Source organism: Knoellia aerolata DSM 18566 (genome assembly GCF_000768695.1).
In the GTDB taxonomy this organism is placed as follows: Bacteria; Actinomycetota; Actinomycetes; order Actinomycetales; family Dermatophilaceae; genus Knoellia; species Knoellia aerolata.
In genome coordinates, this window is record NZ_AVPL01000007.1 from 78,142 (window position 1) to 99,067 (window position 20,926).

General features: G+C 72.0%; 18 protein-coding genes. 10 read left to right on the top strand and 8 right to left on the bottom strand.

Annotation, left to right across the window (positions count from 1 at the left end; genetic code table 11):
• The first annotated feature begins 66 nt into the window (after window positions 1-66).
• Window positions 67-993 carry an alpha/beta fold hydrolase gene (locus tag N801_RS04880; RefSeq protein WP_035933639.1) on the top strand — a complete coding sequence of 309 codons (927 nt, stop codon included), beginning with the start codon at window positions 67-69 and terminating at the stop codon, window positions 991-993.
• Here the strand turns inward: N801_RS04880 and N801_RS04885 are convergent.
• Complete coding sequence (locus N801_RS04885) at window positions 975-2,843, bottom strand: helix-turn-helix domain-containing protein (RefSeq protein ID WP_035933642.1); 1,869 nt, start codon at window positions 2,841-2,843, stop codon at window positions 975-977. The two genes, N801_RS04880 and N801_RS04885, sit on opposite strands and share 19 nt — an antisense overlap.
• Window positions 2,844-3,008: 165 nt before the next feature.
• On the opposite strand from N801_RS04885, the gene N801_RS04890 reads away from it, so the two are divergent.
• From N801_RS04890 to N801_RS04915, 6 genes are all read left to right on the top strand, one after another.
• Window positions 3,009-3,833: an ABC transporter ATP-binding protein gene (locus tag N801_RS04890; protein ID WP_245618222.1), complete on the top strand. Its 825-nt coding sequence runs from the start codon at window positions 3,009-3,011 to the stop codon at window positions 3,831-3,833.
• On the top strand, window positions 3,826-4,533 hold the full coding sequence (locus N801_RS04895) for an ABC transporter ATP-binding protein (RefSeq protein ID WP_211254670.1): 708 nt from the start codon (window positions 3,826-3,828) through the stop codon (window positions 4,531-4,533). The genes N801_RS04890 and N801_RS04895 overlap by 8 nt, the downstream gene beginning before the upstream one ends.
• 91 nt (window positions 4,534-4,624) lie before the next feature.
• Window positions 4,625-5,878 (top strand): ABC transporter substrate-binding protein, encoded by a 1,254-nt coding sequence (locus N801_RS04900; protein ID WP_084108216.1) that lies wholly within the window; start codon window positions 4,625-4,627, stop codon window positions 5,876-5,878.
• A gap of 43 nt (window positions 5,879-5,921) precedes the next feature.
• Complete coding sequence (locus N801_RS04905) at window positions 5,922-6,791, top strand: branched-chain amino acid ABC transporter permease (RefSeq protein WP_035933644.1); 870 nt, start codon at window positions 5,922-5,924, stop codon at window positions 6,789-6,791.
• Window positions 6,788-7,819 carry a branched-chain amino acid ABC transporter permease gene (locus tag N801_RS04910; RefSeq protein ID WP_035933647.1) on the top strand — a complete coding sequence of 344 codons (1,032 nt, stop codon included), beginning with the start codon at window positions 6,788-6,790 and terminating at the stop codon, window positions 7,817-7,819. Before N801_RS04905 ends, N801_RS04910 begins: the two co-directional genes overlap by 4 nt.
• Complete coding sequence (locus N801_RS04915) at window positions 7,812-8,561, top strand: 3-hydroxybutyrate dehydrogenase (protein ID WP_035933649.1); 750 nt, start codon at window positions 7,812-7,814, stop codon at window positions 8,559-8,561. The genes N801_RS04910 and N801_RS04915 overlap by 8 nt, the downstream gene beginning before the upstream one ends.
• Window positions 8,562-8,762: 201 nt before the next feature.
• Here the strand turns inward: N801_RS04915 and N801_RS04920 are convergent, their stop codons facing one another.
• From N801_RS04920 to N801_RS04945, 6 genes are all read right to left on the bottom strand, one after another.
• Complete coding sequence (locus tag N801_RS04920; RefSeq protein ID WP_035933652.1) at window positions 8,763-9,902, bottom strand: class I SAM-dependent methyltransferase; 1,140 nt, start codon at window positions 9,900-9,902, stop codon at window positions 8,763-8,765.
• A gap of 2 nt (window positions 9,903-9,904) precedes the next feature.
• Window positions 9,905-11,440 (bottom strand): helix-turn-helix domain-containing protein, encoded by a 1,536-nt coding sequence (locus N801_RS04925; protein ID WP_035933655.1) that lies wholly within the window; start codon window positions 11,438-11,440, stop codon window positions 9,905-9,907.
• 118 nt (window positions 11,441-11,558) lie between these two features.
• A complete protein-coding gene (locus N801_RS04930; protein WP_035933659.1) occupies window positions 11,559-13,697 on the bottom strand; it encodes a 3-hydroxyacyl-CoA dehydrogenase NAD-binding domain-containing protein in 2,139 nt (712 codons plus the stop codon).
• A 1-nt stretch (window position 13,698) separates the two neighbouring features.
• Window positions 13,699-14,910 (bottom strand): thiolase family protein, encoded by a 1,212-nt coding sequence (locus N801_RS04935; protein ID WP_035933661.1) that lies wholly within the window; start codon window positions 14,908-14,910, stop codon window positions 13,699-13,701.
• Window positions 14,911-15,163: 253 nt separating this feature from the next.
• Window positions 15,164-16,510, bottom strand: a complete 1,347-nt coding sequence (locus N801_RS04940) for an HRDC domain-containing protein (RefSeq protein ID WP_084108218.1) — start codon at window positions 16,508-16,510, stop codon at window positions 15,164-15,166.
• 1 nt (window position 16,511) lies between these two features.
• Window positions 16,512-17,096 carry a DUF3000 domain-containing protein gene (locus tag N801_RS04945; RefSeq protein ID WP_035933740.1) on the bottom strand — a complete coding sequence of 195 codons (585 nt, stop codon included), beginning with the start codon at window positions 17,094-17,096 and terminating at the stop codon, window positions 16,512-16,514.
• A 71-nt stretch (window positions 17,097-17,167) separates the two neighbouring features.
• On the opposite strand from N801_RS04945, the gene N801_RS04950 reads away from it, so the two are divergent.
• Window positions 17,168-18,001, top strand: a complete 834-nt coding sequence (locus N801_RS04950) for an EamA family transporter (protein ID WP_035933664.1) — start codon at window positions 17,168-17,170, stop codon at window positions 17,999-18,001.
• An 83-nt stretch (window positions 18,002-18,084) separates the two neighbouring features.
• Window positions 18,085-19,113 (top strand): uroporphyrinogen decarboxylase, encoded by a 1,029-nt coding sequence (hemE, locus tag N801_RS04955; RefSeq protein WP_035933667.1) that lies wholly within the window; start codon window positions 18,085-18,087, stop codon window positions 19,111-19,113.
• On the opposite strand, the gene N801_RS19565 is transcribed toward hemE, so the two are convergent.
• The gene (locus N801_RS19565; protein ID WP_156996486.1) at window positions 19,102-20,070 is read right to left on the bottom strand and encodes a DUF4349 domain-containing protein; all 969 of its coding nucleotides are present in this window, start codon (window positions 20,068-20,070) and stop codon (window positions 19,102-19,104) included. The two genes, hemE and N801_RS19565, sit on opposite strands and share 12 nt — an antisense overlap.
• A 126-nt stretch (window positions 20,071-20,196) precedes the next feature.
• Here N801_RS19565 and hemG point away from each other — a divergent pair.
• Window positions 20,197-20,926 (top strand): protoporphyrinogen oxidase (gene hemG / locus N801_RS04965; RefSeq protein WP_035933670.1); only part of this gene is annotated, 730 nt, incomplete at its 3' end.

A 20,926-nucleotide genomic window follows, 5' to 3' on the forward strand; every position in this document is an offset into this window, starting at 1 on the left:
GGCGGGCGGCATACGGTCATCGCCTGGGGCGGCACCTTCGCGGCCCCCGGCGCGGAAGGTGAGCGAGTGCGAGTGGACCCGGCCTTCACCGTGCAGGTCGAGACGGGAACGCTCGCGGTCCACGACCTCATCCCCGGTGCGGCGCGCTCGGACGTGCCGGTCGTCCTCGCCCTGCACGGCATCACCGCCAACGGGCTCGCCTGGCAGGCCCTGGCCGACGAGCTCGTGCGACGCCACGGCGTCGGCACCGTGCGGCTGCTCGCCCCGGACCTCAGAGGGCGTGCGGCGAGCCGCGACGTGCCCGGCCCCTACGGGCTGGCGGTCCACGCACAGGACACGCTCGCCATCGCCTCCGCGTTCGGTGGGCGTCCGATCCTCGTCGGCCACTCGATGGGCGCGTTCGTGGCCGCCCTCGCCGCGGCGGAGGACCCCGACCGCTACCGCTCCCTCGTCCTCGTCGACGGGGGACTGGCCTTCCCGACGCTGGCAGGGCGCGACCCCGACCACGCGCTCTCCGCAGTCCTCGGGCCGGCGATGGCGCGGCTGTCCATGGTCTTCGACTCACCCGAGGACCACCTCGCGTTCTGGCGTCGCCACCCGGCCATCGGGCCGCTGCTGGCCGGCCCCACCGGGGGGTGGTTGCAGCGCTACCTCGAGCACGACCTCGTCCAGAGCGGCGACGGCTGGCGCTCGAGCTGCGTCCTCGACGCCGTCCGGGCCGACGGACGCGGCGTCCTCTCGGACCCCGATGCGCACACGGCCGCCCGACGCGCGGTCGAGGCCGGCGTGGACACCCAGCTCCTCTTCGCCGAACGGGGGCTCCTCGACGAACCGCAGGGCCTCTACGACGAGACCCGGCTGCGAGCGCTCGACCCGCCCGCGGGACTGCGCACCAGCGAGGTGGCGGGCTCGAACCACTACTCGGTCATCCTCCAGCCGACGGCGATCACGGCGCTGGCCGACGCCGTGGACGGTCAGCTCGCGACGAGGTGACGCAGGCGGAGCGCGAGCTGCAGCTCGAGGGCGCGCTCCGGTGACTGCCAGGCGTCGCCGACGAGGCGGCTGATCCGCTCCAGCCGCTGCGCCACGGTGTTGGTGTGCACGTGCAGCCGCGTCGCCGCGTGCCGCGGGCTGGACCCCGCGAGGAAGTAGGCCTCGAGGGTGCCGACGAGGTCCGTGCCCCGCGACGCGTCGTAGTCCACCAGCGCGCCGAGGACGGAGTGGACGTATGCCGCGACCTCGGGTCGGGTGCCCACGATGAGTCCCGCGAAGCCCAGGTCGGCGGCCGAGGCCCCGTCGCCGCGACGCCCGAGGGCGACGAGCGCCTCCGCGGTGCGCAGGGCCTCGGTGTGCGCTGCGGCCAGGTCCTCGAGGAGGCGGCCGGCGCTCGCGCCCGCCCCCTCGCTCACGGGTCCGGCGGCGCCGACGGTCACCACACTCGTGCGGGAGAGCCGCTGAGCCAGCTCGGCCGCCGCGGGTCCCGGGTCCGTGCCGGGGACCAGGGCGACGGCGTGGCCGTCGACCTCGCCGACGAGACCGAGGCCGCCCAGGGCGGCGTTGACGGCGAGGACGAGCGAGCGTGCCGGGCCGCCGTCGTCGCGGCGCACGACGAGCAGGCAGCTGGGTTCGCGCAGGTCGACGCCGAGCGAACGGGCCGCGGCGGAGAGGACCCCGAGGTCGCCGTGCCCACTCACGAGACCGGCGACGACGTCGGTGCGCTGCTGCTGGCGGGCCTCGGCGCGGTTGCGCTCACCGAGGAGGACGAGGGCGGTGACGACGGCCGCGCGCTCGACGGTGCGTTGGTCGGACTCGTCCATCGTGGAGACGTCACCGATGACGAGGTAGCCGATCCGCGTCTCGGTCGCGCTGATCGCCACCGCCCAGACGTCGCCGATGCGGGTGAGCCGTGCGCCCTCGGCCCGGTGCACGACCTGTTCGGCGAGGTCGTGCAGGGTGTCAGCGGTCGGTGGGGAGGCGCCGGCCACGCTGCGCAGGACACCGTCCTCGTCGAGGAGCAGGGCCCACCCACCGAGGAGCTGGGTGAGCGACTCCGTGAGGTCGTCGACCCCGCCACCCTCGAGCACGATCTCCGCGAACCGGTCGTGGGCGGTGGCCGCGCGCTCGATGCCGGCGGCGTACTGGTGGACCCGCTCGGTGGCCTCGGACAGGGCGGCCAGGGTCCGGGCCGAGTCCTCGGCGGCGCGCACCTGGACGATCGTCACCGCAGCCAGTGCGGCCAGCGAGCCGAGCAGGGCCACCTCGTCGTGGGTGAACGGTCGCGGCGTGCGGTTCGACGCGAAGAGCACGCCGACGAACTCGTCCTTGACGATGAGCGGCGTTCCGCAGATCGCGACCAGGCCCTCGTCGCCCACGGCGCCGTCGATGGAGCTCGTGTGCATGAAGCGGGCGTCGGCGAAGTAGTCGGCGGTCCAGTACGGCTTGCGTGACTGGGCGACGAGCCCACCGAGGCCGGAGCCGAAGTCGAGGCGCACGACCTGGAACTGCGCGGACACCGAGCCCGCGGTCGCCCGCATGTAGGTGTCCTCGTTGGTCGGGTCGTAGAGCGTGAGATAGGCGACGTCGGTGCCCATGAGCGCGCGGGCGCGCCGGACGATCGCGTCGAGGACGACGGACGGGTCGGTCATCGACGCGAGCTCACGGGCGGTGTCGACGAGCGCGGCGAGCTGTTGCTCGCGTCGGCGCTGGACGTCGAAGGCGCCGGCGATGCGCATCGCGAGGTCCCGCGCGTGCGGGTCGACGTCGATCGCGGCGAGGTCGGCGGGCGACGCGCCGGAGGCGAGCGACTCGAGCAGTCGCGTGCCGGCGTCGACGGTGTCGGGCATGAGGGCGATCCTAGGGCCCCGTGGCACGAGCCGCATGGGCTGCGCATCCATGAGACACGCCGGACGATGGTGTCCGAGGACATGGGTGGGGTCCGCTGGTCGCCCTATGGTGAGGCCTCATCGCCTGCAGAGCCCTCTGCACGGTGACGCACGAGGAGGTGCTTGGTGACGACTGGCGCATCGACGTCCGCGACCGCGACGTCCCCGACGTCCCCGGGGTCCGTGTCGACACCGTCGACGATCCTGCGGACCGTCGACCTGACGAAGGACTTCCGCGGCTTCACCGCCGTCAACGCGGTGAGCCTCGATGTCGCCGAGGGGACCATCCACGCGCTGGTCGGCCCCAACGGCGCCGGGAAGACGACGCTCTTCAACCTGCTCACCGGCTTCCTCACCCCGACGTCCGGGCAGATCCTCCTGCGCGGCGACGACATCTCCGGCCGGCAGCCCGAGGAGATCGCCCACCTCGGTGTGGCCCGGTCCTTCCAGATCACCAGCCTGTTCGAGCAGATGACGCTGCTCGAGCACCTCGAGCTGGCGCTCGCCTCGCCGACCGGACTCGGGTACAAGTTCTGGACGTCGCGCAAGAGCCTCGGCCGGTTCAAGCAGCGCGGGATGGAGCTGCTCGCCGAGGTCGGCCTCGCCGACCGCAGCGGTGTCACCGCCGGCTCGCTCGCCTACGGGCAGAAGCGCGCCCTCGAGATCTCCCTCGCCCTGGCCAACGACCCCGCGCTGCTGCTGCTCGACGAGCCGACGGCCGGGATGGGCCTCGAGGACGTCGACCGCACGATCGCCCTCGTCAAGAAGGCGTCGGTGGGTCGCACCGTCGTCTTCGTCGACCACAACATGCACGTCGTCGGGTCCCTCGCGGACCAGGTGACGGTGCTCCAGTCCGGCGAGGTGCTCGCCGAGGGGACCTACGACGACGTGAGGAACGACGAACGTGTCATCACGGCATACCTCGGAGAGTCGGGAGGCGAGCATGGCTGAGCGGCTGCTCACGGTCGACACGCTGTCGGCCTTCCACGGCGAGGCGCAGGTGCTGCGGGACGTCTCCATCGACGTCTCCGTCGGCGAGGTCGTCACCCTCGTCGGCCGCAACGGCGCCGGCAAGACCACCCTGCTGCGCTCGATCATGGGTCTGCACAAGAACACCCGTGGGTCGATCGCGCTCGACGGCACGACCCTCGACGGAAAGTCCGCCGACAAGCGGGCCCGGCTGGGGATCGGGTGGGTCCCGGACGACCGGGGGATCTACGCGACCCTCACCGTCGAGGAGAACCTCAGCCTCCCCCCGGTGGTCGACAAGGACGCCTCGTGGAGCCTGGACCGGATCTACGAGCAGTTCCCGGTCCTGCGCGAGCGACGCGACTTCCCGGGCACCAAGCTCTCCGGTGGTGAGCAGCAGATGCTCGCCATGGCGCGCCCGCTGCGCGCCGGGTCGCGGCTCCTGCTCCTCGACGAGCCCAGCGAGGGCCTCGCACCGGTGATCGTCAGCCAGATCGGCCAGATCATCCGCGACATCCGCAGCCAGGGTGTTGCCGTCCTGCTCGTCGAGCAGAACGTGAAGTTCGCCTCCACGGTGGCGGACCGCCACAACCTGCTCGCCCAGGGCGAGGTCGTCGAGAGCCTCGACAACGACGCGTTCCAGTCCCGCACGACCGAGCTCCTCCAGCACCTCGGCATGTAGCCGAGCGCACCACCGCTCACGCACGACCAGCACCTCACACACCACCACCATCGACCGCCGGTTTCGGCAGACCACACCCCAGGAGGGGAAAATGCGACACACCCGAATGATCAGCCTCGCGGCCATGGTGGCCGGCTCCGGCCTCGTCCTCACCGCATGCGGCAGCAGCGCGGGCGGTGGGCCCGCCGCCGCCTCCGGCAAGATCAGCGACGACAAGATCGTCCTCGCCGTCCTCAACGACCAGTCCGGCGTCTACAAGGACCTCTCCGGCCCCAACTCGGTCGAGGCCGTGAAGATGGCCGTCGAGGACTGGAAGGCCAAGCACAAGGACGACGCGGTCAGCAAGAACATCGAGGTCGTCACCGCGGACCACCAGAACAAGCCCGACATCGCCAACACCAAGGCGCAGGAGCTCTACGACCGGCAGAAGGCCGACATCATCCTCGACGTCCCGACCTCGTCCGCGGCCCTGGCCGTCGCGACGCAGGCCAAGACGAAGAAGAAGGTCTACATCAACATCGGTGCCGGCACGACGGCGCTGACCGGCGCGCAGTGCAACAAGTACACCTTCCACTGGGCCTACGACACCTACATGCTCGCCAAGGGCACCGGTGGCACGCTCACCAAGGACGGCGGCAAGAAGTGGAACGTCGTCTACCCCGACTACGCCTTCGGTCAGGACATGACCAAGTCGTTCGAGGGTCAGATCACCGCTGCCGGTGGCGCCATCGGCCAGAAGGTCCCGACCCCGTTCCCGAACGACAACTTCGCGACGTACATCACCAAGGCCGCCGCCGACAAGCCCGACGTCATCGGCACCATGCACGCCGGTGGTGACCTCATCAACTTCGTCAAGCAGTACAACCAGGCCGGGATCTCCGACCAGATCAAGCTCGCGGTCGGCCTGATGTTCATCACCGACATCCACAGCCTCGGCGCCGAGCAGTTCAAGGGCGTCACGTTCACCGAGGCCTGGTACTGGAACTTCGACGAGCAGAACCGCGCCTGGGCCGACAAGTTCCAGGCCAAGACGAAGACCCGCCCGTCGTTCGCGCACGCCGCGAACTACTCCGCGGCCTTCAACTACCTCGAGGCCGTCCAGGAGGCCGGGTCCGACACCGGTGACGACGTCGTCGCCAAGCTCGAGGGCAAGAAGATCAACGACTTCTTCCTGCGCAACGGTGAGGTCCGCGCCGCCGACCACCGCGTCATCCACGACGCGTACCTGGCCGAGGTCAAGCCCGCCAGCGAGGTCAAGGAGGAGTGGGACTACGAGAAGATCGTCGCCACCATCCCCGCGGCCGAGGCCTTCAAGCCGGTGGCCGAGTCCGGCTGCTCGATGTGACGTCCCCACTCCACCGGTTCACCAGAGGTCACTGAGGTAGGCGATGAGTGCATTCATCCAGTACACGCTGCAGGGTCTGGCGACGGGCGGGTTCTACGCCCTCGCCGCCCTGGGGCTGGCGGTCATCTTCGGCGTCATGGGGGTGGTCAACTTCAGCCACGGCGCCATGTACATGCTCGGCGCCGTCGGCTCGGCAGTGCTCCTCGACGTCGCTGACGTGCCGTTCTGGGGTGCACTCGTCGTCGTCCCGGTCCTGCTGTTCCTCTTCGGGATCCTCGTCGAGCGGCTGCTCGTGCGGTGGCTCCTGGCGCTCGACCCGCTGTACAACTTCCTGCTCACCTTCGGCCTCACGCTGCTCATCGTCGACCTCGTGAAGCGCCGCTACGGCGTCTCCGGGTTGCCGTACGAGCTCCCCGCCGGGCTGGAGGGGCGGGTGACCATCGGTGGTCTCAGCCTGTCGAGCTACCAGCTGTTCGCGGCCTTCTTCTCGGTGGCGCTCTGCATCGCGGTGTGGCTGCTCCTCACCAAGACCCGCATCGGCATGATCGTGCGGGCCTCGACCGAGGACGCCGAGCGCACCCGTGCGCTCGGGATCAACGTCGGTCGCTGGGTCACCCCCGTCTTCGGCTTCGGCATCGCCCTGGCCGGCGTCGCGGGTGTCCTGGCGGCCCCGTTCCGCGCGATCACCGCGGACATGGGCAGCAACTTCATCATCATCCTGTTCGCCGTCGTCGTCATCGGCGGGCTCGGCTCGATCCTCGGCGCGGTCATGGCCGGGTTCCTCGTCGGGCTCGTCGAGGCGTACGGCCAGGCCTACGCGCCGTCCTACGCGCAGGTCCTCATCTTCGTCCTCATGGCCGCGGTCGTCCTCGTCCGCCCGGCAGGACTCTTCGGCCGCGAGGAGGCCTCATGAGCGCCCAGCTCACCGAGACGACGCACGTGGAGACGGCGGCGTCGTCCGCCCCGGACCGCAGGCTCAACCCGTTCGTGCGGGCCGGCCTGCTGCTCCTCGCCCTGCTCGTCGTGCTCGCCCTGCCCTGGTACATCTACCCGCCGGTGGCGATGGACATCGTCGCCTGGGGCCTGTTCGCGATCTCGATCGACCTGCTCCTCGGCTTCACCGGACTGCTCAGCTTCGGGCACGCCGCGTTCTGGGGCACGTCGGCCTACGTCACCGGCCTCATCGCCATCAGGTCCGGGCTGCCGTTCCCGGTCGCGATCCTCGGTGGCGCCGTGGTCGCGATGCTCATCGCGGTGCCCACCGGCTACCTCGCCGTGCGCCGGACCGGCATCTACTTCGCGATGGTCACCCTGGCGTTCGCCCAGATGATCTTCTTCATCGCCAACCAGGCGCGAGACCTCACCGGAGGTGAGAACGGCCTCCAGGGGATCCCGAAGTCGTTCTTCGGGATCGAGACGGTCGAGACCGACCCGTTCTACTTCTACTACGCGGCCCTCCCGCTCATCCTGCTCGGAGCGTTCATCGCCTGGCGGACCGTGTCCTCGCCGTTCGGCCGGGTGCTCCTCGCCATCCGCGACAACCCGGCCCGAGCCCGCGCGCTCGGCTACGACGTCGAGCGCTACAAGATCATGGTGTTCGTCATCTCGGCGGGCATCGCCGGCCTCGCCGGGGGAGTGTTCTCGGTCAGCCACGGGTTCGCCTCGCTGCAGGAGCTCGTCTGGCAGACCTCGGGCAAGGTCGTGCTCATCACCGTGCTCGGGGGCATCGGCACCCTGTGGGGTGGCCCCCTCGGCGCCGCCGTCGTGGTCCTCCTCGAGGACTACCTCGCCTCCTCGGGCTTCAACGGCATCGGCATCATCACCGGCTCGATCTTCGTCCTCATCGTCCTGCTCTTCCGCAAGGGCATCTGGGGCACCGTCGCGGACCTCGTGGCCAGGATCCGCAGCCGCGGCAGGACGCCGGGTCGACGCGATGCTTGAGGGCCGCACCGCCCTCGTCACCGGTGCGGCCAGCGGCATCGGCGCGGCGATCGTCGAGCGCCTCGCCGCAGCCGGCGCCCACGTGCACGCCGTCGACGTCGCCGCGGACGCCCTCGACGGCCTCGTCAAGCAGGTCGGCGTCGAGCACGTCACCCCGTGGGTGATGGACCTCTCCGACCTCGACGGGCACGACAGCCTGCCGACCGACATCGACGTCCTCGTCAACAACGCCGGCATCCAGCACGTGGCCCCGGTCCACGAGTTCCCCGTCGAGGAGTTCGAGCGGATCCACCGGATCATGCTGCTCTCCCCGTTCCGGCTCGTGCGGGCGTGCCTGCCCCACATGTATGCCGCGGGCTGGGGTCGCGTCGTCAACGTCTCGTCCGTGCACGGCCTGCGGGCGAGCCCGTTCAAGTCGGCCTACGTCTCGGCGAAGCACGGTCTCGAGGGTCTGAGCAAGGTCGTCGCCCTCGAGGCCGGCGACAAGGGCGTCACGAGCAACTGCGTCAACCCGGCCTACGTGCGGACTCCGCTGGTGGAGAAGCAGATCAGCGCGCAGGCCCAGACCCACGGCATCCCGGAGTCGCAGGTCCTCGCGGAGGTCATGCTGACGCCGGTCGCGGTCAAGCGGCTCATCGAGCCGTCCGAGGTCGCCGACCTCGTCGCGTTCCTCTGCGGGCCGTCGTCGGCCTCGATCTCGGGAAGCTCGTTCACGATGGATGGTGGCTGGACCGCTCACTGACTGACGCGCGGGGCTGTCGCCCTCACACGGCGATGCGCCGCAGGTCGTCGCCCGCACGTGTCTGTTCGCCGCAGTCCCATCCGCGCCTCGCGCGCTGCGCGCACTCCGCGCTCCCGCCAGGCCCAGCCAGCGGCGAACAGACACGTGCGGGCTCCTCCGCCGGGTGGCTCGGCTCGGGTCTGTTCGGCTCGGGGTTTCTGCTCAGGCGCGGCGGCGGCTGGAGGTCACGGTGAACTTGGCGGTGCGCTGGACCTGTTTCGTCGAGCCGATGATCTTGTCGAGGATCGGGCGGTAGTTCTGGGGCGTGTTCCAGACGCACCAGAGCTCGCCGCCGGGCGCGAGGACCCGGGCGACGTCGGCGAAGAGCCGCTCGGCGAGCCCCGAGTGCACGGCGGCGCCGACGTGGAAGGGCGGGTTGAGGACGACGAGCTGCGCCGAGGCGTCGGGCTCGGTCTCGAGCGCGTCGGCCCGGACCACGTCCACCCGGGCGGCGACGCCGTTGGCCTCCGCGGTCGCGACGGTCGACCTCACGGCCGCGGACGACTGGTCGGTGGCGAGCACCTGCAGGTTCGGTCGGGCGAGGGCCAGGGCGGCGGCGACCACGCCGCTGCCGGAGGCGAGGTCGATGGCGCGCTCGGCCGCACGCATGTCGGGGATGTGCTCGAGCAGGAGCCGGGTGCCGATGTCGATGCCCGTCCCGGCGAAGACGCCACCGTGGCCGACGACCGTGAGGCCCAGATCCTCGTGACGCTGACGGTGCGGCCAGTCGCCGGCGACGTCGCGGCGGGGCGTGGTGGCGTGCAGGACGCGGGACTTCTGCCGGGCCAGGCTGGCGTTCACGTCGCCGAACGACGCCGCGAGGACCTCGTTCATGTTGCGCGTCATGTGCTTGACCCGGCCGCCGGCGACGAGCCGGACCTCCGGGTGGGCATGGGCGGCCACGAGCTGGGCGACCTCGTCGAGCTCGTCGAGCGAGCGCGGGAGCTGGAGCAGGACGAGCCGTGCGCCGTCGACGAGGGTCGCGTCGAGCGGGTGGTGCTCGAAGGGCAGGGCCTCGCCGTCCCGGCCGATTCCGCGACGGGCGGCGTTGGCCGCCAGGGCGCGTTCGCCGAGGACACCGTCCTGGTGCACGCGCACCCGGGACGCCCCGAGGGCGACGGCACCGAGGGTCAGGGCTCCGTGGCGGTCACCGATGACGACGACGTCGTCGCGACCGTCGGGCAGTGGCCCGGCCTCGTCGAGGACGAGCCGGTCGCTCGCGTCCCAGGCCTGGAGGTTCGGTGCCTCGACGTCCGGCCAGCGGCGCAGGTCGTCCCAGTCGTCCAGCGAGGTGGTCGTCACGGTCAGATGTCGCGGAAGATCTCGATGGTCGCGCCGAGGGCGTTGAGGCGCTCGGCGAGGTCCTCGTACCCGCGGTTGATGACGTAGACGTTGCGCAGCACCGAGGTGCCGTTCGCCGCGAGCATGGCGAGCAGCACGACGACACCCGGGCGCAGCGCGGGCGGGCACATGACCTCGGCCGGGCGCCACTTGGCGGTGCGGCCGGTGATCATCACGCGGTGCGGGTCGAGCAGCTGCACCTGGGCGCCGACCTTGGTGAGCTCGGTGAGGTAGATCGCCCGGTTCTCGTAGACCCAGTCGTGGATCATCGTCGTGCCCTCGGCGCAGGCCGCGATGAGCGCGAAGAAGGGGAGGTTGTCGATGTTGAGGCCGGGGAACGGCATCGGCGCGATCTTGTCGATCGGCGCGGTGAGCTGGCTCGGCAGGATCGTGATGTCGGCGAGCCGGGTGTGGCCGTTCTTGGCGAGGTACTCGTCGGAGATCTCGTACTGCAGGCCCATCCCGTCGAGAGTCGCGAGCTCGATCTCGAGGAACTCGATCGGGGCGCGCTCGATGGTGATCGAGGACTCGGTGACGACGGCCGCGGCGATGAGGCTCATGGCCTCGATCGGGTCCTCGCTGGGCGAGTAGTCGACATCGACGTCGATGGAGTCGCGGCCCGTGACCGTGAGGGTCGTCGTGCCGATGCCCTCGATCGTCACGCCGAGCTTCTGGAGGAAGAAACAGACGTCCTGGACCATGTAGTTCGACGACGCGTTGCGGATCACCGTGGTGCCCGGGTGCAGGGCCGCGGCGAAGAGCACGTTCTCGGTGACGGTGTCGCCACGCTCGGTGAGGACGATGGGCTTCTCGGGCCGCTTGCTCTTGTCGACCTTGGCCTCGTAGAAGCCGTGCGTGGCCGCGACGTCGAGGCCGAACGACTGCAGGGTCGTGAGGTGCGGCTCGACCGTGCGCGTCCCGAGGTCGCAGCCGCCGGCATACGGCAGGGAGAAGGAGTCGAACTGGTGCAGCAGCGGTCCGAGGAACATGATGACGGTGCGCGTGCGGCGGGCCGCGGCGATGTCGATGCCGTCGAGGTCGAGGACGGCCGGCGGGATGATCTCGAGGTCGCTCGTGCCCTCGAGCCAGCGAACCTTGACGCCCATCGAGGTGAGCACCTCGATGATGCGGTTGACCTCCTCGATGCGCGCGAGGTTGCGCAGGGTGGTGCGGCCCTTGTTGAGCATCGCGGCGCAGAGCAGGCCGACGGCGGCGTTCTTGCTCGTCTTGACGGGGATGGAGCCGGACAGCTTCGCGCCGCCGACGATCCGCAGGTGCTGGGGGCCGCTGTGGCCCAGGGAGACGAACTCGCTGCCGAGGGTCTCGCCGACGCGGGCGAGCATCTCGAGGCTGAGGTTCTGGCGGCCCTGTTCGATGCGGGCGACGGCGCTCTGGCTCGTGCCGAGCTTGTCGGCGAGCTCGTTCTGGGTGAGGCCCTGATGGCGGCGCGCGTCCCGGATGAGGGTGCCGATACGAGTGAGGTAGCTGGACTCAGTCATGCGATCCAGCGTATGTCACATATGAGATATCGCAAGTGTGCTGGTCAGCCGGGTCTGCCCTCCGCACGGGCCGGAGCGGACGGCATACGACCCTGAGGAGGTATGCCGCCCGCTCACCTCACGCGGGGACGCTGGCCACGCCGGGCGGCAGGAAGCGGGACCCGGTGACCTTCTCGGAGACGCCCTCGCGGTCGAGCAGCGGGGTGACCCCGCCGTTCCAGAACTGGAAGCCGGCGCCCGTGATGAGCGCGAGGTCGATGTCCATCGGGGCCTGGGCGACGCCCTCGTCGAGCATCATCCGGATCTCCTCGGCGAGGACGGAGAGGACCCGCTCGCGGACCTGGGTGACGTCCAGCTCGACCGGGTTCGCGGGCGCGATGTGGGCCGCCTCGAGCGCGGGGTCGACGACGAGACGTCCGTCGACCTGCTGGTAGTAGCCGGGCCTGCCGAGCTCGACCATCTTCTTGAGGTTGGGCGAGACGTGGAACCGGTCGCCGAAGGCGCGGTGGAGCGTCTCGCTGTTGTGCAGCGCGATCGTCGGGCCGACGAGGCCGATGAGGACGAACGGCGGCATCGGAGCGAGCCCGGCCAGGGCCTTCTCCGCCACGGGGACGGGCGTGCCCTCGTCGACGATCCGGCTGAACTCGCCCATGTAGCGGGCGAGGAGGCGGTTGACGATGAACGACGGGCTGTCCTTGACGAGGATCGTCGTCTTCTTCAGCGCCCTTCCGGTGGCGAAGGCCGTGGCCAGCGAGGCGTCGTCGGTCTGGTCGCCCCGGACGATCTCGAGGAGCGGCATGACGGCGACCGGGTTGAAGAAGTGCAGACCGACGACCCGCTCCGGGTGCTGCAGGTCGGCGGCCATCTCGGTGATCGACAGCGAGCTCGTGTTGGACGCGAGGACGCACTCGGGCGAGACGACGGCCTCGACCTCGGCCCACACCTGCTTCTTGACCGACATCTCCTCGAAGACCGCCTCGACGACGAGGTCGGCGTCGGCGAAGCCGTCCTTGGAGGTCGAACCGGTGACCAGGCCGGTGAGGTGGTTGGCGCGGTCGCGGCCTATCTTGCCGCGCTCGAGGGACGTCGCGATCTCGGCGTGGACCCAGGCCACGCCCTTGGCGACCCGGTCCTCGTCGAGGTCGGTCATGACGACCGGCACCTTGAGGTTGCGGGCGAAGAGGAGCGCGAGCTGGCTCGCCATGAGGCCGGCACCGACGATGCCGACCTTGGTGACCTTGCGGGCCAGGGCCTTGTCCGGGGCGCCGGCCGGGCGCTTGGCCCGCTTCTGGACGAGGTCGAAGGCGTAGAGGCCGGCGCGCAGCTCGTCGGCCATGAGCAGGTCTGCCAGCGCCTCGTCCTCGGCGGCGAAGGCTTCGTCACGCGTGGCGGTGCGGGCTGCCTCGACGAGGGCCAGCGCCCGCAGCGGACCGGGGGAGCGGCCGGCCGTCTTGGCGAGCACGAGGCCCTTGGCCGCCTTGAGCGCGGCGGCCCACTCGGCCTCGTCGCGGCTCACCACGGGGCGCTCGACGGTGGTCTCGCCGCTGACGACCCTGCCGGCCCACGCGATGGACTCCTCGAGGAAGTCGGCCGGCTCGAGCAGCACGTCGGCGATGCCGAGCTTCGCGGCGGCCGGACCGGAGAGCATCCGGTTGGTGTTCATCGGGTTCTCGATGATGACCTTGAGCGCGTTCGCCGGGCCGACGAGGTTCGGGAGCAGGTAGCAGCCGCCCCAGCCCGGCACGAGGCCGAGGAAGGTCTCCGGGAGCGCGAGCGCGGGAACGCCGGCGCTGATGGTCCGGTGGTCGCACGACAGGGCCAGCTCGACGCCGCCGCCCATGGCGGCTCCGTTGACGAACGCGAAGGTCGGGACGGGCAGGTCCATGACCGACGCGAACGCGGCGTGGCCGGCCCGGGCGATCTCGAGCGCCTGCTCGCGGCTGCTCACCGTGGGGACGCCGGAGAGGTCGGCGCCGACGGCGAAGATGAACGGCTTGCCGGTGATGCCGACGGCCTGGATCTCGCCGGCCTCGGCACGGCGACGGAGGGTGCCGACGACCTGCCCGAGGGCGGCGATGCCCTCGGGGCCGAAGGTGTTGGGCCGGGTGTGGTCGAGGCCGTTGTCGAGGGTGACCAGGGCCAGCGTCCCGGCGTCACCGGCGAGGGCGACGTCCTGGACGAGGGCGCGGGTGACGACCTCGCCGCGCGGGGCGCTGGTGGCGGTGACGGTGGTGGTGGGGGTGGTGGTCGCGGTCATGTCAGGCCTCCGTGCCGTAGTCGGCGTGGTGCGGGTTCTCCCAGATGACGCTGCCGCCCATGCCGATGCCGATGCACATGGCGGTGAGGCCGTAGCGGACGTCGGGGTGCTCGGCGAACTGGGCGGCGAGCTGGGTCATGAGCCGCACGCCCGAGGACGCGAGCGGGTGCCCGGTGGCGATGGCGCCGCCGTACTCGTTGACCCGGGGGTCGTCGTCGGCGATGCCGAAGTGGTCGAGGAAGGCGAGCACCTGGACGGCGAACGCCTCGTTGAGCTCGAAGAGGCCGATGTCCTCGATCGACAGGCCCGCCTTGGCGAGCGCCTTCTCCGTCGCCGGGACCGGGCCGATGCCCATGACCTCGGGTTCGACGCCGACGAAGCCGAACGACACCAGCCGCATCTTCACCGGCAGGCCGAGCTCCTCGGCGGCCTGCTCGGACGCGAGGATGCAGGCGGTGGCGCCGTCGTTGAGGCCGGCCGCGTTCCCGGCGGACACGCTCCCGTGGGGGCGGAAGGGCGTCTTGAGACCGGCCAGCTCCTCGACCGTCGTGCCGGGGCGCGGCGGCTCGTCCATCGTGGCGAGGCCGAAGCCGCGCTCGGAGTGGCGGGTCGCCATGGGTACGAGGTCCGGCTGGATCCTGCCCGCGTCGTAGGCCGCAGCGAGCTTCGCCTGGCTGCTCACGGCATACGCGTCGGAACGCTCCCTGGTGAGCTGCGGGAAGCGGTCGTGCAGGTTCTCGGCGGTGTTGCCCATCGACAGGGCGGACTGGTCGACGATCTTCTCGGCGAGCAGGCGCGGGTTGGGGTCGATGCCCTCACCCATCGGGTGGCGGCCCATGTGTTCGACGCCGCCGGCGATGGCGACGTCGTAGGCGCCGAAGCCGATCGAGGACGCGACGTTGGTCACCGCGGTCATCGCGCCGGCGCACATGCGGTCGACGGAGTAGCCGGGGACGGTGTTGGGCAGCCCGGACAGGAGGGCGGCGAGGCGGCCGAGCGTCAGGCCCTGGTCGCCGATCTGCGTCGTGGCCGCGATCGCGACCTCCTCGACGCGGTCCTTGGGAAGCTGGGGGTTGCGCTTGAGCAGCTCGCGGATGCAGCGGACGACGAGGTCGTCGGCGCGGGTCTGGGCGTACATGCCCTTCTCCCCGGCCTTGCCGAACGGCGTGCGCACGCCGTCCACGAAGACGACCTCATTCAGGGTGCGGGGCACGGTGGGCCTCTCTGGTCGGAGCAGGGGTGGTTGCTCGTCAGGCTACTAAGCGAGCGCTCACCTGCGTCACCCTTCCCGCCGTGAGAGCCGTCACCCCCCGGTTGCGTGCGTCCGCAAGGGTGGTCGAGAAGCCGACCAGGGTTGCGGACGCAACGCGGCGGGGCGGGACGGCATACGGCAGCGTCCGCAAGGGTGGTCGAGAAGGTGACCAGGGTTGCGGACGCAGGAGGCAGTGCGGCAGTGCGGCAGTGCGTCAGGCGGGGTCGGGGTGGGTCTCGAAGGCCTTGGCCAGCAGGGGCGCGACGACGTCGGCCTGCCACTGGCGGACGCCGTGGCTCCTCAGGGCGTCGGCGAAGCCCTCGACGTCACGGGCGACCGGGGGCCGCCAGACGACCCGGCGAAGGGGGTCGGGGGAGCAGACGTTCTCGACGGGGATGCGGTGCTGCTCGGCGAAGGTCGTGAGGTCGGTGCGCACCTCGTTGAGGCGGGCGGCGGCGACGGGGTCCTTGTCGGCCCAGGACCGGGCCGGCGGCGGACCGTCGGAGCGCAGGGTGCGAGGCGGCAGGTCGGCCTCGTCGATGGCCGACGCGCGCTTGACCGCGGCCACCCACTGGCGGCCGTAGCGCGCGATGGCGCGGTGACCGCGCGGGAGGTCGTCAGTCGACATCGGGGCCTGCGTCGCGATCGCGATGAGCCCGGCGTCGGGGAGGATGCGGCCGGGGGAGGTGTCGCGGTCCTGGGCGATGTCGTCGCGGGCGTACCACAGCTCGCGCACGATGGCCACGCCGCGACGGCTGCGGATGGTGTTGAGGCCGCTGGTGCGCCGCCACGGGTCGACCCGCTCGGTCGGCTCCCAGTGCAGCAGCGCCTCGAACTCCTGGCGGGCCCACTCGGACTTGTCCTGCAGGGCGAGGTCGACGCCCATGAGGTTGCGCAGCTCGGTGAGCACCTCGACGTCGAGCGCGGCGTAGCGCAGCCAGGGCTGGGGCAGCGGCCGGGTCGACCAGTCGACCGCCGAGTGCTCCTTGGCGAGGGCGAGCCCCAGGTAGTGCTCGACGACGGCGGCGAGTCCGACGCGGGGGAGCCCGAGCAGCCGTGCGGCGAGCTCGGTGTCGAAGAGCTGGCGCGGGCGCAGACCGACCTCGGCGAGGCAGGCGAGGTCCTGGGTCGCGGCGTGCAGGATCCACTCGGCCCGGCCGATGGCCTCGTCGAGCGGAGCCAGGTCGGGGCAGGCGATCGGGTCGATGAGCCACGTGCCCGAGCCCTCGCGCCGCACCTGCACGAGGTAGGCGCGCTGGCCGTAGCGGTAGCCGGAGGCGCGTTCGGCGTCGACGGCGACCGGACCCTCACCGGCGGCGATCGCGGCGGCCGCCTCGGTCAGGCCGCGCTCGGTCTCGACGACGTGCGGGACGCCGTCGGCCGGCTCGTCCAGCGGCACGGAGGGCGGGGCCGTCGGCTCGGCGGGCGCCTCGGGTGAGTCCACTGCCTCCGTCGCGTCCTGACCCGCGGAGACGGACGAGTCGGAGACGGACGTGTCGGAGACGGGCTCCTCGGAGACGGGCTCCTCGGAGACGGCGGACGCGGTGGTGGGCTCGCTCATGTCAGCGTCGCGGCCCGGGCAGGGCCACCACGCCCTCCGGCAGCGGCGGCAGGCCGGCGATGGTGCACAGCAGGTCCGACCACGCGAGCAGGTGCGCTCCCGCGTCGGGGCCGATGGGCGTCCACGACGCGCGCACCTCCATCTCGACGCTGGCCGGGCGGTCGGCCAGCGCGGCGAAGCTCTGGCTCACGACGCGGGTGACGGTGCCCGCCTCGGCGGTCGCCTGCACGCCGCGCATCGCGAGGGAGTCCATGAGCCATGACCAGCCGACCTCGCCGAGCAGCGGGTCGGCGGCCAGCTCCGGCTCGAGCTCGGCCCGCGCGAACGTCACCGCGCGCCACTGTCCGCCCCACGGCTCGGGCGCCGACGGGTCGTGCAGGAGGACGAACCGGCCGGACGCGAGCTCCTCGTCGTCGTCGGCGGCGCCGAGCACGTCGGCGGTGAGGGCGACGGCATACGGGGCGATGCGCTGGGGAGCCGGCACCTCGGTGATGCGGACCTCGGGACGCAACCGCGCGTGCCGGAGGGCCTCGAGGGCCTCGGTGAACTCCGGGGACTCGCGGCCGGGAAGGGAGCGTGTTGCCACCCAGAGAGCGTATGCCGGTCGGCTGGGTCCGTGGGTGAGGCCACGCCGCACGTCACCCCTAGGCTGCGCCCATGCTCGCCGTCCTCGCCCTCGCCTCCTCGGCGGTGTGGGGGACCTCGGACTTCTTCGGCGGGCTCGTCGCCAAGCGTCTGCCCGCCGTCGCCGTCGTGGGGACGACGCAGGGGCTCGCCTTCCTCGTGCTCAGCGTGGTCGTCCTCGCACGGCTGGCCCTGGGTCACCCGCCCGAGCGGGGCGAATGGGTGGGGTGGGCGATGCTCGCCGGGGTCGCCGGGTCGTCCGGCCTCGTCGCGTTCTACACGGCGCTGGCCAGCGGCACGATGGGCGTCGTCGCCCCGATCGCGTCGATGGGCGTGCTCGTCCCGGTGACCCTCGGCGTCGCCTCGGGGGAGGCGCCGTCGCCGTGGGTGTGGGTCGGGATCGTCGTCGCCGTCGTCGGGATCGTCCTCGCGTCCGGGCCGGAGCTGTCCGGCGAGGTGTCGGCGAGGCCGGTGGTCCTGGCCGGTGTCGCGGCGGCGTGCTTCGGCATGGCGCTGTTCGCGCTCGACCGGGGGGCACGCGACTCCCTGCTCATGACGCTGTGGGGGATGCGGTGCACGTCGGTCGCCGGGTTCGTCGTCGCTGCCCTCGTGCTGCGCTCGGTCGGTGGCGTCCGGGTGCGCGACCTCGTGCCGTTGACCCTCATCGGGTGCGCCGACCTGCTCGCCAACGCCCTGTTCGCGACGGCGTCGTCCCGGGGGCAGGTGAGCATCGCCGCGGTGCTGGGGTCGCTCTACCCGGTGGCGACGATCCTGCTCGCCCGCCTCGTCCTCAAGGAGCGGCTCCGGCCGATCCAGGTCGCCGGTGTCGCCTGCGCCCTGCTCGGGGCCGCCGTCATCTCCCTCTGATCCGCCGCCCCCTTGCGTCTGCGGATGCGGTGGCTCCAGCCACCACATCCGCAGACGCAAGGGGGTGGTGAGAGGATCACGCGGTGATCGCCGACAGCCCGCTCGTCCTTGCCGCCACCCGCCAGCCCGTGCCGCACACCCCCGTGTGGTTCATGCGGCAGGCCGGCCGCTCCCTGCCCGAGTACCGCGAGCTGCGTGAGGGCACGGCGATGCTCGAGGCCTGCCGGACGCCGGACCTCGTCACCGAGATCACCCTCCAGCCCGTCCGCCGGCACAAGGTCGACGCCGCGATCTTCTTCTCCGACATCGTCGTCCCGCTCGCAGCGGTCGGCGTCGACGTCGACATCGTCCCGGGCACCGGACCCGTCGTCCCCGCGCCGTTCCGCACCCGCGCCGACCTCGACCGCCTGCCGGACCTCACCCCCGACGCGATCCCCGACATCACCGAGTCGGTGAGCCGCCTCGTCGCCGAGCTCGGCGCGACCCCGCTCATCGGCTTCGCCGGGGCGCCGTTCACGCTGGCGTCCTACCTCGTCGAGGGGGGCCCGTCCCGCACGCACGAGCACACCAAGGCGCTCATGCACGGCGACCCGCAGCTCTGGAACGACCTGTGCGAGCGCCTGGCCCAGATCTCCGGTGCCTTCCTCCGCGTCCAGGTCGAGGCCGGTGCGAGCGCCGTCCAGCTCTTCGACTCCTGGGTCGGCGCGCTGCCCCGCGCCGACTACGTCACCCACGTCCAGCGCCACTCCGCTGCCGCGCTCGCGGCCGTCGACGGACTCGGGGTGCCGCGCATCCACTTCGGTGTCGGCACCGGGGAGCTGCTCGACCTCATGGGCGAGGCCGGCGCCGACGTCGTGGGGGTCGACTTCCGCGTCTCGCTCACCGACGCCGTCGCCCGGCTCGGTGACGCGTATGCCGTCCAGGGCAACCTCGACCCCGCCCTCCTCGGCGCCCCGTGGGAGGTCGTCGAGGCCAAGGTCCGCTCGATCCTCGACGCGGGGCGCGCCGCCCCGGGGCACATCTTCAACCTCGGCCACGGTGTCCCCCCGCACGCCGACCCCGACGTCCTCACCCGGATCGTCGAGGTCGTGCACGAGCACTCAGCCCGCTGAGGCCGAGGGGGGCGTCCCGCCGGGGTGGGCGAGGGCCGGCACGGCGCCGACCCGTCGGCGCCGCCACCACATGACGGCCGGGACGCCGACCAGTGCGCCGGCGAGGGCGAAGGGCAGCACGGCGCCGAGGGCGGTGGCCAGGACCGACAGCGACGACAGGAAGGCCGCCCACCCGGACCGCAGGCCGGACAGGAACCCGCCCGCCGTCACCGGCTCGAAGTCGTCGGTCGAGAGCGAGATGGAGATCGGCGACATCGCCACCGCGTCCTTGAGGTTCGCGAGCTGAGCGGTGAGGGCGTCGAGCTCGGCCTGGCGCCGGGACAGCTCGTTCTCGAGGGCGACGAGGTCGCTGATGCTCTTCGCGGTCGCGAGGAGGTCGCGGATGCGGCCGACGCTCTCGGTGAGCGACTTCACGCGCGCCTCCGTGTCGACGTAGGTCGCCGTGACGTCCTCGCTCGAGCTCGACCGGAACTGCACGTCGCCGACCTTCTCGATGAGCCCGATCGTCGACTCGAGCGAGCTGGCGGGCACGCTGATGGTGATCGACCCGGCGGTGTCGGCGCCCGTCCCTCGCGGCGAGTACAGCTCCTCCGCCACGACTGCGCCGCCCTGGCTGGTGGCGATCGAGCGGATCCGCTCGGCGGAACCGCGCAGCGAGCCGACCTTGAGCTGGAGACTGGCACGACGGACGAGCTTGTCGCCGGTGCCGACCCGGATGCTGTCGGGTGCGACCTCGACCTTGGCGCCGCCCGCGAAGCCGGCCGTGCGGTCGCCGTCGGTCGGCTGCGGGGCGACCTCGGACTGGTCGACCGCCGCCGATCCGCTGGTGTCGCCGCCTGCCTCGTCGGAGGCCCCGGCGCAGGCCGTGAGGCCGCCGAGACCGAGCAGGGCGGCGAGGGAGAGGGCGGTGAGACGGCGACGCCCGGAGGGGGACCGGCGAAGGACCGAGGTGCGCATGATGCTCTCCACTTCTCGGGGCGGACCCCGGCTGCTGCGGTTGTCGAGGCTTGGACGACGCGTGGCCGTCACCCGGTTCCTCGGTGCGGGTCACGACTTGGTGACGCCCGGTGAGAGAGTGACGAGGTGACCGACGCGAGCCGCCCCGAGCCCACCGTCGTCGTCGTCGGCGGGGGCCTCGCCGGGCTGACCGCCGCCCGCGACGTGATGCTCGCCGCACCGGGCACCCGGGTCGTCGTCCTCGACGCCGCCGACCGTGTGGGCGGCAAGCTGCGTCGCGCCGAGGTGGGCGGCCACCTCGTCGACGTCGGGGCCGAGGCCGTCCTCGCCCTGCGGCCCGAGGCCACAGCGCTCCTCGCCGACCTCGCCGACCCCCACGACGTCGTCACCCCGACGACGACCTCGGCGCGCGTGTGGTCGCGAGGAGCCCTGCACCCGCTGCCGCGCACCCGGGTCGGGGTGCCGTTCGCCGACTCCGTCGTCGCCGGGCTGCTCGACGAGGCCGAGGAGCGCCGGATGCGCGCCGAGACCCCCGCGCCCGAGGTCGGTGACGACGTGTCCGTCGGGGAGTACGTCGGCGCCCGGCTCGGTGACGCCGTCGTCGAGCGGCTCGTCGAGCCGATGCTCGGCGGGGTGTATGCCGGTCACGCCCGTCGGCTGTCCCTGCGCGCGACGATGCCGGGAGTCTGGGAGATCGCGAGCCGCCGCGGGTCGCTGCTCGAGCCACCGCCGGCCACCTCGGGGAGCTCGTCGACCGCGTCGTCCGCGGGCGCCGCGTCCCGGCCGCCCTTCGCGGGGCTCGTCGGGGGAGTGGGCCGGCTCGCGGACCTCCTCGCCGAGGACGTCGAGCGGCGCG